The organism is uncultured Paenalcaligenes sp. (genome assembly GCF_947630565.1).
GTDB lineage: Bacteria > Pseudomonadota > Gammaproteobacteria > Burkholderiales > Burkholderiaceae_B > Paenalcaligenes > Paenalcaligenes faecalis.
In genome coordinates, this window is the sequence record NZ_CANRIC010000017.1 from 25,422 (window position 1) to 37,812 (window position 12,391).

Annotated in this window: 13 protein-coding genes; 10 read left to right on the top strand and 3 right to left on the bottom strand. The window is 48.6% G+C overall.

The window, feature by feature from the left end; translation table 11 throughout:
• Positions 1-40: 40 nt before the first annotated feature.
• Positions 41-997 carry a lipopolysaccharide heptosyltransferase I gene (waaC, locus tag Q0Z62_RS05135; protein ID WP_269901118.1) on the bottom strand — a complete coding sequence of 319 codons (957 nt, stop codon included), beginning with the start codon at positions 995-997 and terminating at the stop codon, positions 41-43.
• An 81-nt stretch (positions 998-1,078) separates the two neighbouring features.
• On the opposite strand from waaC, the gene Q0Z62_RS05140 reads away from it, so the two are divergent.
• From Q0Z62_RS05140 to Q0Z62_RS05170, 7 genes are all read left to right on the top strand, one after another.
• Positions 1,079-1,975, top strand: a complete 897-nt coding sequence (locus tag Q0Z62_RS05140) for a LysR family transcriptional regulator (protein WP_298051689.1) — start codon at positions 1,079-1,081, stop codon at positions 1,973-1,975.
• Between the two features lie 114 nt (positions 1,976-2,089).
• Positions 2,090-3,142 carry a TRAP transporter substrate-binding protein gene (locus tag Q0Z62_RS05145; RefSeq protein ID WP_298051692.1) on the top strand — a complete coding sequence of 351 codons (1,053 nt, stop codon included), beginning with the start codon at positions 2,090-2,092 and terminating at the stop codon, positions 3,140-3,142.
• Between the two features lie 93 nt (positions 3,143-3,235).
• A complete protein-coding gene (locus Q0Z62_RS05150; RefSeq protein ID WP_269901115.1) occupies positions 3,236-3,859 on the top strand; it encodes a TRAP transporter small permease subunit in 624 nt (207 codons plus the stop codon).
• Positions 3,856-5,139 (top strand): TRAP transporter large permease, encoded by a 1,284-nt coding sequence (locus tag Q0Z62_RS05155; RefSeq protein ID WP_298051696.1) that lies wholly within the window; start codon positions 3,856-3,858, stop codon positions 5,137-5,139. Before Q0Z62_RS05150 ends, Q0Z62_RS05155 begins: the two co-directional genes overlap by 4 nt.
• A 12-nt stretch (positions 5,140-5,151) precedes the next feature.
• Positions 5,152-5,838 (top strand): DUF2848 domain-containing protein, encoded by a 687-nt coding sequence (locus Q0Z62_RS05160; RefSeq protein WP_269901113.1) that lies wholly within the window; start codon positions 5,152-5,154, stop codon positions 5,836-5,838.
• Positions 5,839-5,871: 33 nt separating this feature from the next.
• Positions 5,872-7,221, top strand: coding sequence for an amidase (locus Q0Z62_RS05165; protein ID WP_298051700.1), 1,350 nt, complete (start codon positions 5,872-5,874; stop codon positions 7,219-7,221).
• Positions 7,222-7,234: 13 nt separating this feature from the next.
• Entirely contained in the window at positions 7,235-8,155 is a 921-nt protein-coding gene (locus tag Q0Z62_RS05170; protein ID WP_298051703.1) for a DMT family transporter, read from the top strand.
• On the opposite strand, the gene fmt is transcribed toward Q0Z62_RS05170, so the two are convergent.
• A complete protein-coding gene (fmt, locus tag Q0Z62_RS05175; RefSeq protein WP_298051707.1) occupies positions 8,121-9,071 on the bottom strand; it encodes a methionyl-tRNA formyltransferase in 951 nt (316 codons plus the stop codon). The genes Q0Z62_RS05170 and fmt overlap by 35 nt on opposite strands.
• Positions 9,068-9,601, bottom strand: coding sequence for a peptide deformylase (gene def, locus Q0Z62_RS05180; protein ID WP_269901109.1), 534 nt, complete (start codon positions 9,599-9,601; stop codon positions 9,068-9,070). Before def ends, fmt begins: the two co-directional genes overlap by 4 nt.
• A 191-nt stretch (positions 9,602-9,792) precedes the next feature.
• On the opposite strand from def, the gene dprA reads away from it, so the two are divergent.
• Genes dprA through Q0Z62_RS05195 form a run of 3 tightly spaced genes read left to right on the top strand, consistent with a single transcriptional unit; the run spans position 9,793 to position 12,302 of the window.
• On the top strand, positions 9,793-10,929 hold the full coding sequence (gene dprA / locus Q0Z62_RS05185; protein ID WP_269901108.1) for a DNA-processing protein DprA: 1,137 nt from the start codon (positions 9,793-9,795) through the stop codon (positions 10,927-10,929).
• Between the two features lie 9 nt (positions 10,930-10,938).
• Positions 10,939-11,844, top strand: a complete 906-nt coding sequence (locus Q0Z62_RS05190) for a hydroxymethylglutaryl-CoA lyase (protein WP_298051715.1) — start codon at positions 10,939-10,941, stop codon at positions 11,842-11,844.
• The gene (locus Q0Z62_RS05195; protein WP_269901106.1) at positions 11,841-12,302 is read left to right on the top strand and encodes a hypothetical protein; all 462 of its coding nucleotides are present in this window, start codon (positions 11,841-11,843) and stop codon (positions 12,300-12,302) included. The genes Q0Z62_RS05190 and Q0Z62_RS05195 overlap by 4 nt, the downstream gene beginning before the upstream one ends.
• The last annotated feature ends 89 nt before the right edge of the window (positions 12,303-12,391 follow it).

Consider the following 12,391-nt stretch of genomic DNA (forward strand, 5'->3'; position numbering starts at 1 on the left):
ACAGTCCACAACCTATAATCTTTGAATACTTATTGTACTGTTAACTTTGATTTAAGGCTTGCTGCACTGCACTAAGCACCATATCAGCTGTGGGTTCTATGCCTCTTTCGCCTAAACTTGCCACATAGGCACTGCTTACTAATGGGGTTCGTACGGGCGTAGAGGCCTTATAAATCCCTATAGTCGGTCGCTCTAGTGCTGCGGATAAATGCGTCAATCCACTGTCTAATCCAATCATTACGGTTGCTTTTGCTAGTTCATGGGCGACTTCGGTTAATCCCATGCGTGGCAAGACCTCCGCATTCGTGCGCCCTGCAATTAATTGCTCGGCGCGCTGGGTTTCCGCCGGGCTGCCTGCCAATAATCGCAAACCCAATCCCTGTGACTGCACATAATCAAACACTTTATGCCAACTGGCGACAGGCCATAATTTATCGTCACGGCTGGCTGATGGCATAATCATTGCAACGGGCTCAACCTGCACACTATTTGAGATTGCTTGCAATCCATAATCGGGCGAACCGGTATACTGGTAGTTAAAGGCGAGTGATGCGAGCAGCCGTTGGCGTGTAATCGCTGGCTGCCAAAATTCAACACGATGCTTTACGTCAAACAGCAACGATGCCAATGGTTCACGGGCTGATTTCCAATCTAAGCCGTGTTTTACACCGCGCGCCATACGGGTAATCCACACCGTTTTCAACAGGGCTTGCATGTCTAACACCAGATCATACTGGGTTTCTTGTATTCGTTTTTTTAATGCAGCTCGTTCGGCTCTGGATTGGGCTGACCACCAGTTTTTACGCCAACGTCGATGCGCGACAGTGATGACATTATTTACTGCTGGATGCCATAGCGGAATTTGAGCAAAGGATTCTTCGACGACCCAGTCTATCTGTGCGTCAGGAATCTGAGCCGCAATATCACTGATAGCGGGCAGCATATGCACCAAGTCACCCAAGGACGAGGTGCGCACGATTAAAATTTTTGTACTCATAGCGCTGATTATAGTGTTTTCATTACATCACACGTCGTTATTTTCTGGCGCTATATTAACCTATCTAAAACAGGTTCATTTATGATTGATTTCAAGCAGATCGAAGCCTTTGTTTGGGTAGCAGAATTAGGCGGCTTTAGTGCTGCCGCCGAAAAGCTCAACACCACACAACCGTCTATATCACAACGTATCGCCAGTTTCGAGCGACAGGTGGCTACGCGCGTTTTTGATCGTAGCGCCAGAGGGATTAAATTAACTGATAAAGGCCAAGAGTTACTGTCTCATGCCCAACGTATGCTGGAATTGCGCAATGAAATGCTGCGCGTCGCCCAAAATGCAGATGTGATTCGCGGCACGTTTCACTTAGGTGTTGCCGAAACCTTAGTCCATACGTGGTTGCACCTGCTTATTGAGCAACTGCATACCCAATACCCTGCCCTTATCATCGAAATTCATGTTAATACCAGTCAGGTTTTGCGCGAAAAACTGCTGAATTATCAATTAGATTTAGCTTTTTTTGTGGGTGATGATATTGGTACAAAAACAGAGCGTTTACCGCTTGGTGAGTATCCGTTAACGTGGGTTGCAAGCCCAGCTCTTAAACTACATGGTCGTATTTTGACGGTTTCTGAGCTAGGGGTTTACCCTGTAATTACCTATCCAGTCGGCAGCTTACCTTACCGTGTTGTGAGCCATCTTTTACACGAAGCCAAGGTCACTTCACCCCGAATTTATGGCTGTGCGTCGCTGAGTACGATCATCCATATGACCTCGCGCGGCATGGGGCCTAGCCTGCTTGCTAAGACTCTGGTGAAAACCGCTTTATCCCAAGGGGAATTACGTCTTTTGCGGGTAGAAAAACCGCTGCCTTCGTTAAATTTTTATGCCCATTGGCTAGACTCGCCAGACAGTCATGCGGCACGAACCGTAGCTCGTCTAGCTCAAACCATTGCCAAAAACTTTGAACCCGAACTATAAGAAAAACTTATACCTGCGTATTTAGACATACAATTGGACAGTTTTCTACCAATAAGGTGCAATCCAAATTAATTATCTTTCTTTAGTTATGGGCTCACATTCAGGAGACTTCGTATGAAACGTCTGTTAGCTACATCTTTATTTTTAGGTTTAGCCGCCTTTAATGCTCAGGCACAAGAGGTCGTGAACGATTTACCTAAAACCAAACTAACGGTTGTGGGTGGTCTAAGCAATCTGACAGCCTACCAAAACGGCGAATTGCCTTTTTGGTCTAAAACAATTCCCGAACTATCCAATGGCAGCATTACCGTAGACATCAAGGGCTACAACGAAATGGGATTAAAAGGCCCAGAGGTATTGCGCTTGGTTAGTCAAGGCGTCATTCCGATTGGTAGCGCTACTCTTGCCTACTTTGCCACGGATAACCCAATCAATGAAGCCATTGATTTGGCTGGTTTAGCGCCTGATATTAAAACAGCACGCGAAATCACCGATGCTTTTTTACCTGCTTACGAAAAACATTACGATGCCAATAACGCTAAGTTATTAGGTATGTCTACCTACCCTGCTCAAGTGCTGTTTTGTAAAGGTGGCTTTGACGGTTTAGCGTCACTAAAAGGCAAAAAAGTTCGCACCAGTAGCCGTACTCAAGCCGAGTTTGTACAGGCTTTTGGTGGCAGCAGTGTGACTATCCCCTTTGGTGAGGTTGTACCTGCGTTACAAAACGGTGTAGTGGATTGCGCTATTACTGGGTCTCTATCTGGTTATTCAGCAAAATGGTACGAGGTCAGCGATCATTTGTACGCCTTACCCATTAACTGGAACCAACAGCTCATCGTGGCTAACAAAGCGTTCTGGAATAAGCTTGATCCTAAGGTTCAGCAGTTCCTAGAGCAAAACGTAAAAACATTGGTCAATAACGTGTGGGATGCGGCTGCAATCGAAACCCAACAAGGTTACGACTGTAATACAGGCGCCGAAGCGTGTACGCTAGAGCCTAAAGGCAAAATGAAATTGGTTGAGCCTAGCGCAGACGACCAAAAACTGCTCAAAGAGGTCATGAGCAGCACCGTGATCCCAAGCTGGGCAAAACGTTGTTCTGCTGATTGTGTAGATAGCTTTAATCAATACATTGGCCCGGTTGTGGACTTAACAGCTAGCAAATAGTAAGTGGTTTGTTTTGTCCGCTTTGTGCGTAGACAAAACCGGGGCGTTTGATTTCACACAGGGTCAAACGCCCCCTTTCTCTTAGGTATCTTCATGACAACCTCTACCCCCTTTCCCCTACTCGGTAAGCTACTCAACGGCGCAACCCTGTTGTCTCGTATCGCTATCTGGGTCGCTGGTAGTCTTACCCTTATCAGCGCGCTCTATATTACGGCTGATGTACTGAGTCGTAAGTTTCTGAATGCTCCACTTGGGGGTTCTGATGAGCTCTCTGGTTATGCCTTTGCCATTAGCGTGTCGTGGGCCTTATCGTTCGCCACCCTAGATCGTGCCAATATCCGTATTGATGCGATTTATCAATATTTGCCAGCACGTCTGGCTGCCTTCTTCGACTGGATTGCCCTTGTCTCTTTAGCTGTTTTTATTGTGTATTTGACACGTTATGCTGGCGAAGTCGCTGGCATGTCATGGCAAAGCCAATCGACGGCAAATACCATTCTAGGTACTCCGCTGTGGATTCCCCAAAGCCTATGGGCCGCTGGGTTAGCCTGGTTATGCGTGGTATTAGCGTTAATGTTGTTACGGGCTTCTCTTGCTCTTATCACCGGTGATATTCAAAGTGTGCGTGCTATTTGCGGTATTCGCACCACCAAAGAAGAAGCCTCCGAAGAAGCCGAATCCGGCAAACGCCTAGTCCAAATGGAGCAAAAGCCATGATCGCCACGGCCTTAGTTTTACTCTTAGTTTTTATTGGGATTAGTATCCCTGTCGGGGCGGCCTTAGGTGTATTAGGTCTTGTTCTTGACCCACTGTATTCCTTTTTACCATTAAGCCGAGCCATGGGCGAGGTGGCATGGGGAACCAGCAATGAGTTCCTGCTTGTTGCTGTGCCCTTGTTCATCATGTTGGGTGAGATTTTACTGCGTTCCGGTTTAGCGGAACGTATGTACAACGCCATGAGTCTTTGGTTGTCTTGGCTGCCCGGTGGGTTAATGCACGCCAATATCGGGGCCAGCGCACTTTTTGCGGCTACGTCGGGCTCCAGTGTGGCGACTGCCGCTACGGTGGGTACAGTGGCTCTGCCGCAAATCGAAAAACAAAAATATAACGAGCCACTCTTTTTAGGGAGCTTAGCCGCTGGTGGTACTTTAGGTATTTTGATTCCACCATCGATTAACTTAGTTATCTATGGTGTATTAACCAACACCTCTGTACCTAAACTGTATTTGGCTGGTATTTTGCCCGGTTTGGGTATGGCGCTTTTATTTATCGTTGCCATTGCAGTCGCTTGTATCATCAAGCCTGAATGGGGTGGTAAAAAAATCAGCGCGTCTTGGTCGGCTCGTTTTGCCAGTCTTGTCCACTTAATTCCGCCTCTCGCGATTTTCGGGCTGGTGGTGGGTTCCATTTATGCTGGGGTTGCCACGCCAACCGAGGCGGCGGCCTTAGGCGTAGTCGGTGCGCTAATTCTTGCCGCACTGGGCAAACGCTTAACTCTACGCATGTTGCGCGAAACCTTTGAAGGCACGATGAAATCCACCGCCATGATTATGCTTATCATTATCGGTGCGGCTTTCTTGAACTTCATCATGTCTGGCATTGGTTTAACAACCGCGATTACTACTGCCATCACAGATTTGGGTGTTTCCCCAGTCATGATGCTGTTGGTATTGGTTGTGTTTTACTTGGTATTGGGTTGTTTTATGGAAACCCTTTCCATGATGATTACCACTATTCCAATCGTTGCTCCTGTCATGATCGCTCTGGGTTATGACCCCGTGTGGCTGGGTATCACGATTATTGTGTTAGTTGAGGTTGCGCTCATTACGCCTCCGGTAGGTTTGAATCTATTCGTGGTTCAAAGCTTGCGTACTTCAGGCAGCATGAATGATGTCATGCTGGGCAGTTTCCCCTTTGTGTTGATGCTATTGGGTATGGTGTTTTTACTTGCCGTTTATCCCGATCTAGCTCTTTGGCTTCCCCGTTTATTTGGTTAAGGTTTGTTTTCCATGCAACTACAGTTTCAATTAGTTCGTGCCAATGGCAGTACCGAACAGATCCACACTCAAGTTCATCAATGTATTGTGGCTGGTTGGGCCGGACGCGATCGTGATGCGATCGAACACCATATTCTAGAGCTGGCTGAACTTGGCGTACCCCGCCCTAGCGATGTGCCTTTGTATTACCGTATTGCTACAAACCAATTGGTACAAAGCGATGTGATTCAAGTCGTTGGCCCACACAGTTCAGGCGAGGCCGAAGTCCTCGTTTTCAATCATGGTGATGAATTATGTGTCAGCCTAGCTTCCGATCACACTGATCGCGCTCTTGAGGCTCATAGCGTTGCTTTGTCCAAGCAGATTTGCGTTAAACCTGTTGCCTCGGAAGCATGGTTATACAGCGATGTAGCAGACCATTGGGACGAGTTACAATTACGTGCTTGGATTCTTGAGGACGGTCAGCTGGTCGCGTATCAGGACGGTGCAGTGGCTTCGTTATTGCACCCCATTGATCTGATGAAAAAACATTTCAAACAAGATCATATGCCAGCTAATACGGTAATGACTTGCGGTACGGTAGCTACCATTGGTTCTATTCGCCCTGCGAGCCAATTCATCATGGAGCTTTTTGATCCGCGCCTAAACCGCCGTATCCGTCAGCAATACGACATCGATTTCCTACCAGAAATCGCTTAACCCCTCGTTGTTTTTATTTATAGGGATAGGGATATGCCTACCACTTTTGCTACGATTCGCGAATTACAACACGCCTTAAATACGGGCGAAACCACGGCTGTAGCTCTTACTGAGCTTGCATTAGCGCGTATTGCTGACCCAAATGGTCAGGGCGCTACCGCATTTATCAATGTGTATGCAGACCAAGCATTAGCGGCTGCGCGGGCATCTGATATTTTGCGTCAGGCTGGGTTAGCGCGCTCTGCACTAGAGGGTATTCCTATCTCTATTAAAGACTTGTTTGACTACAAGGGTGATGTGACCCGTGGTGCTTCGGCTTTGCTAAAAGAGGCTCCTGCTGCCACCGAGAACGCCACCCTAGTCCAACGGTTACTGGAGGCAGGCGCGGTCATTATTGGACGCACCAATATGACGGAGTTCGCTTTTTCCGGTTTGGGGATCAATCCTCATTACGGCACGCCTATGTCTCCTTGGGATCGTGAAACAGGCCGTATCCCCGGTGGCTCGTCCTCTGGTGCGGGGGTATCGGTTGCTGATGGTATGGCCGTCGCCGCCATTGGTACTGATACGGGCGGTTCTATTCGTATTCCCTCTGCCTTTTGTGGCATTACCGGCTTTAAACCTACCGCAGAACGTATTTCTGCGAATGGGGTGATGCCGTTATCCCATTCTTTGGATTCCAGCGGCCCTTTAGCGCTATCCGTAGAGTGTTGCGCCTTGGTGGATGCGGTATTAAGCAATGAGCCTGAACCCATCCTAGAGGCCCTTGACCCCAGCCATTTGCGTTTATTGATGCCGACGAACTATGTGTTCAATCATGCCGATGACACGGTATTAACGCAGTTCCACGCAGCGGTTGCGAAACTCAAAGCGCAAGGGGTACAGATAGACGAAATAGAAATTCCTGAACTCGATCAGCTGCCTCATATCAATCGCTTAGGTGGTTTTGTTTGTGCCGAGGCGTGGTTCTATCATAAAGAATTCATCGAGCAACACGAATCGCTCTATGATCCACGTGTGGGTTCACGTATTTTACGCGGCAAAGAGCAAGGTGCAGCGGACTACATTGAGCTACAACAAGTCCGTGAGCTTTGGATTGCACAGATGGAAAGCCTGTTGGCCCCTTATGATGGGTTGTTATTGCCTACCACGCCCGTTATTCCGCCTACCATTGCCGAATTAGCAGACGAAGACGCGTATTTCCGTGCCAATGGTCTGATCTTACGTAATCCAGCGATCATCAACTTTTTAAATGGTTGTGCGCTTTCTTTGCCTTGCCATTCAGCGCAAAGCGCCCCCGTGGGTTTGATGTTGGCTGCCCCCGCCTATCACGATGCACATTTGCTAAATGTAGGTCATACTATTGAGTCTATCTTGTCTTAATTAGGTATTTTCTATGACGGCGCAGCGCCCTTTACTTGGTATTGTTTTATTAATTTTATCGACATGGGCGCTGTCATCATTAGATGCCAGCGGTAAATGGATTATGGCGGCAGGTTTACCCCTGTTGGTGATGTGTTGGGTGCGCTATTTAATCCATTTAGTTTTAGTCGTGGGCATTATCGTGCCGATCAAGGGCATAAAAGTCCTCAAAGCAAAACGCCCTACTGCTCAGATTCTTCGTGGCTTTATTATGTTGTTTGCCACGCTGTCCTTTTTTTCAGCCCTGCGTTATCTACCCCAAGCCGAAGCAACCGCTATTAACTTTTTAGCCCCCTTGCTGGTTCTTGCCGTGGCGCCGTGGCTGCTCAAAGAGCCACCTCGCATTTCTCGTTGGATCGCGGCTGCGGTGGGGTTTATGGGGGTGATGTTGATTATCCGCCCAGGTTCTGGACTGCACCCGTTGGGGGTGACATTTGGGCTTATTACTGCGGTGTTATTTGCAACCCAGTACATCGTGACACGACGTGTAGCCGTGGACGATGCCATGACGACCTTGATCTGGAGTGGCAGCGTAGGTACGGTGCTTACTACCTTAATCATGCCATTTATCCTGCCGGAAATCTGGCCCATTTTTAGTACCTTTGACACCCCGCACTGGCTGGCTTTGTTTGCCACTGGCGTGTTTGGGGCTTTAGGGCATTTATTACAAATCCAAGCCTACCAACGCGCCCCAGCCTCATTGTTAGCCCCCTTTGTGTACTTACAAATCATCAGTGCGGCAGGTCTAGGCTGGCTACTGTGGGGGCAATTTCCAGATGCGCTGAGTTGGGTCGGTATTGCGATTGTGTGTGGTAGTGGTGTTGTTATCGCCAGTCTGGAATGGCGACAACAACAAGCCCTTAAACGGGCAACTGCCACCCCTGCACAAACGTAGCCACTGGCTGACGACGGCTTCCGGCACGCTGTAGTTCCAACAGACGCAGTACACCATCCACCGTTGCAATGTCGATACCCTCGGTGGATACTGCAATAACCTGACCAGCTGGTGCTTGTGTGGTCTGATTTAACGCCTGAGCCTGCCAGACTTTAACGGGCTGCTCTAAGCCCGGCAGCATCATTGTGCAGCTGGGCACGGGGTTAAATGCACGCACACGTCGCGCCAACACCGCTGCAGACTGAGTAAAATCCAAGGGTGATTCCGATTTAAGCAGTTTTTCGGCATAGGTGACGCCGTCCTCGGGCTGTTCCTCTGGGGTTAGCTCGCCCTCTGGGAGACGTGTTAAAGCCTCTACGATGGCGGCGGCTCCGGCCTCGGCTAATTCATCATGCAACGTCCCACCTGTGTGTTCATCATGAATCATGATTTCGTGGACTAATAGCATGTCACCGGTGTCTAGCCCTGCGTCCATCTGCATAATCGTTACGCCAGTTTTGGCATCACCGGCATCAATTGCCCGTTGAATAGGCGCTGCACCACGCCAACGGGGTAACAAACTAGCATGTATATTTAGGCAACCGTATTTCGGTAAATCAAGCACCCACTGCGGCAAAATCAGACCATAAGCCGCCACCACCATCACATCTGGCTGAATGGATTCCAGCAATGCCTTTGCTGCCTGAGCGTCCTCTGGGTACTTACCGTCTAGGCGCAAACTGAGAGGCTGTGCGACGGGAATATCCGCGTCCAAGGCTGCCTGTTTAACGGCTGAAGGCTGTAGTTTCATGCCCCGACCAGAGGGGCGATCTGGCTGCGTCATCACCAAAGGAACCTCAAAGCCCGCCGCCAAAATAGCATCTAATGCCAACTTAGCGAACTCTGGTGTACCGGCAAAAATGACTTTTAAGCTCATACCGTTACCTTTTCAGCTGCCAGCTTTTTTGCCTCGCGCTGTTGTTTGCGAATGCGATTCAAAATACGATTCTGTTTCAATAACGATAAATGCTCTACAAAGACTTTACCGTCTAAGTGATCGAGTTCATGTTGTACACACACAGCTAGCAAGCCATCGGCATGAAACTCAAACTGCTCGCCGTTTTCGTCAAGGGCTTTTACTTTTACCTCGGAGGCACGCTCCACTTTGTCGTACACGCCCTCTACTGACAGGCAGCCTTCTTCGTAGACCTCTGAGTCCTCGCTGTACCACGTAATTTCGGGGTTAATAAGGACAAGTAAATCGTCGCTGTTCTCGGACACATCAATCACGACCACACGTTCGTGTACATTCACCTGTGTAGCAGCAAGCCCTACACCGGGTGCGTCATACATGGTCTGCGCCATGTCTTGCACTAATTGGCGAATACGGTCATCCACCTGAGCCACGGGTTTAGCCACCGTGTGTAAGCGTTCGTCTGGGTATTGGAGTATAGGTAATAAAGCCATAATGTCGTCTTTGCCCAAAGCAATCAATTGCTGTTAGGCCAATAAAAGTCAGGATCCATACAAATAGATCAGAATACGTCTATTTTAATGCAGTCTGTCTACTTTTACTAAAAAGTCCATGTGAAGTCGCGTCAAAGCGTACGTATTTAGCACAATAGGCGTGCTATACAGATTCAGCTTACAATTTAATTATGAATACTACTGCCTCTACTTCTGAACTGTACGCATGGGTGCGACTGTCTTTAGAGCCCAATCTAAACTCCACAGTGGCACGCCTACTTTTGGCTAATTTTGGATTACCGCATCAGGTGTACGAACAATCAGTTGGTACGCTTAGTCGCTATGTGTCCACTCAGTTAGCCGCCCAATTACATGCTCGTCCTTCTGATGATATAGAACAACGTATTCAACAGGCTCTTGCGTGGGCGCAATCCCCTAATCAACATATTTTATGCTTAGCAGACAGCCAATACCCCAGCGCCCTGTTTAATCTACATGATCCGCCTCTGATTTTGTATGCCAAAGGCCACTTAGATCAGTTGAACTATCAGGCGTTAGCCATGGTGGGCGCACGCAGCTCTACCACCACAGGCAACGAAAACGCCTACCATTTTTCTCGTTTTCTGGTGTCGCAAGGGTGGACAATTATCAGTGGTTTAGCCTCTGGCATCGATACGGCAGCACACCAAGGCGCTTTAGCCGCCCAAAGACCAAACAGCACGATTGCCGTCTTAGGCACAGGCATGGATTTGGTGTATCCCGCCCGTAATCGTGATTTAGCCCATCAGATTGCCGCGCAAGGGCTATTGATCTCTGAATACCCCTTGGGGACTCGGGGTTTGCCGCACCATTTTCTGCAACGAAACCGTCTGGTTGCTGCCCTATCCAGAGGCGTTTTAGTCGTAGAGGCCGCACTAAAAAGTGGCTCATTGACCACGGCGCGTCTGGCCTCTGAAATAGGCCGTGACGTGTTTGCTATACCCGGCTCTATCCATTCACCCTTACACAAAGGCTGTCATCAGCTCATACGCAATGGCGCTAAATTAGTCGAATCCGCCGAACATATCCTAGAGGAATTAGGTCACAATTTGCCCCTGCCTTTTGACCATTCTGTGCCAGCCTCGGTCAAACCCAGCCCCCCTATTCCTGATCAACTAGACCCAATGCTGCTGCAGGTATTAACCGTAATCAGCTATGATGGCATGAGCCCCGATCAAATACAAAATCAATGCGGACTATCTACCGCACAGGTTGGGGCCGCCCTTGTTCAACTCGAACTACTGAATCTTATAACCCAACAACAAGACGGACGTTATTTACGCACCTAGGAGACAACCATGAGTTTGCCAACCGCCGTAAAAATTGTTGAAGTATCTGCCCGTGATGGTCTACAAAATGAAAAACAGTTTTTAGAAACAGCTCTAAAAATTGAGTTTATCAATCGGCTAAGTGCCGCCGGTTTTCAAAACATAGAGGCTGCCTCCTTTGTCTCTCCCAAATGGGTGCCTCAGATGGCGGATGGCGCACAGGTGATGGCGGGTATCACACGGCGCGCAGACACGATCTACTCTGCCCTAACTCCCAATCTTCGTGGCTTTGAGGCCGCTTTAGCCGCAGGCGCCCACGAGGTCGTTATTTTTGGTGCTGCCAGCGAGTCCTTTTCTCAAAAAAACATCAACTGCAGTATTGCCGAGTCCATTGATCGCTTTGCTCCTGTGGCTCAGGCCGCATTAGATGCCGGACTACGCCTACGTGCCAGTATTAGCTGCACCTTAGGCTGCCCCTATGATGGCGAAACCAGCATTGATACTGTGTTAGATGTAGTCCGTCGTATGCGTGATTTAGGCGTACAGGAATTCGATATTGCCGATACGATTGGGGTAGGAACACCCTTAAAAACGGCTCGCCTTATGGAATCCGTGGCAGGTATTATTCCTCTGCACACCATTGCAGGCCATTTTCATGACACCTACGGTCAAGCCTTAGCTAATATATTGGCTGCCTTGCAGGTTGGTGTTTCTATTTTTCATAGCTCTGTGGCTGGACTGGGTGGCTGTCCTTATGCAAAAGGCGCTACGGGTAACGTTGCTACCGAGGACGTGCTTTATATGCTGCATGGGATGGGTATCCAAACCGGCATTGATTTAGACCATGTTGTCCAAACTGGGGCATGGATTTCAGATCAGCTGGGCAGACCCACCTCCAGTCGTGCCGGAAAGGCGTTATTTTTAAAGAACTCATGACCCAAACCACCGAAGAATCCCAACAGTCCTTATTTGCTACCATCGGCCCTTTGCCACTTAAAGGGCGCTCTTGGCCTAAACATATCGCCCTGATTGCATGGGTTGTTATTGCCATCATTGGCGTTCGTTTAGGCTTTGTTGCCACCACGTATGGGGATCAGGTTGCCACCCCGCTTATTGCAAGCATCATTCTGGCGTATACCGGTATGATCGTGGTCGCCTTTTTTATGTGGACTGGGCACACAACCATCACAGAACAAGGCATTAAACAGGAATGGATTCTAAAACGTGAGCTAGCCTGGGATGAGTTAAAGTTCGCTAAATTCGTACCGTTGTTCTTTTCAAAGCGCCTCATTTGTTTTACAAAGCGGGGGCGCCCCATTGTTTTCCAAGGGGCAAGCCCAGAATTACAAATCGCCTTTGCCCATATTTCATTGGCCTATAAGCGATCTATTTAGTACGCGTTTAACGGGGCTCGAACTGTTCGATTGAATCATTATTAAATGTATGCAATACTCTCCAATATGGAGAGATTAGTTAGCATAGG

Coding starts and splice junctions, on each gene's coding strand:
- waaC (WP_269901118.1), bottom strand. CDS start 997: ATGAGTACAAAAATTTTAATCGTGCGCACCTCGTCCTTGGGTGACTTG.
- Q0Z62_RS05140 (WP_298051689.1), top strand. CDS start 1,079: ATGATTGATTTCAAGCAGATCGAAGCCTTTGTTTGGGTAGCAGAATTA.
- Q0Z62_RS05145 (WP_298051692.1), top strand. CDS start 2,090: ATGAAACGTCTGTTAGCTACATCTTTATTTTTAGGTTTAGCCGCCTTT.
- Q0Z62_RS05150 (WP_269901115.1), top strand. CDS start 3,236: ATGACAACCTCTACCCCCTTTCCCCTACTCGGTAAGCTACTCAACGGC.
- Q0Z62_RS05155 (WP_298051696.1), top strand. CDS start 3,856: ATGATCGCCACGGCCTTAGTTTTACTCTTAGTTTTTATTGGGATTAGT.
- Q0Z62_RS05160 (WP_269901113.1), top strand. CDS start 5,152: ATGCAACTACAGTTTCAATTAGTTCGTGCCAATGGCAGTACCGAACAG.
- Q0Z62_RS05165 (WP_298051700.1), top strand. CDS start 5,872: ATGCCTACCACTTTTGCTACGATTCGCGAATTACAACACGCCTTAAAT.
- Q0Z62_RS05170 (WP_298051703.1), top strand. CDS start 7,235: ATGACGGCGCAGCGCCCTTTACTTGGTATTGTTTTATTAATTTTATCG.
- fmt (WP_298051707.1), bottom strand. CDS start 9,071: ATGAGCTTAAAAGTCATTTTTGCCGGTACACCAGAGTTCGCTAAGTTG.
- def (WP_269901109.1), bottom strand. CDS start 9,601: ATGGCTTTATTACCTATACTCCAATACCCAGACGAACGCTTACACACG.
- dprA (WP_269901108.1), top strand. CDS start 9,793: ATGAATACTACTGCCTCTACTTCTGAACTGTACGCATGGGTGCGACTG.
- Q0Z62_RS05190 (WP_298051715.1), top strand. CDS start 10,939: ATGAGTTTGCCAACCGCCGTAAAAATTGTTGAAGTATCTGCCCGTGAT.
- Q0Z62_RS05195 (WP_269901106.1), top strand. CDS start 11,841: ATGACCCAAACCACCGAAGAATCCCAACAGTCCTTATTTGCTACCATC.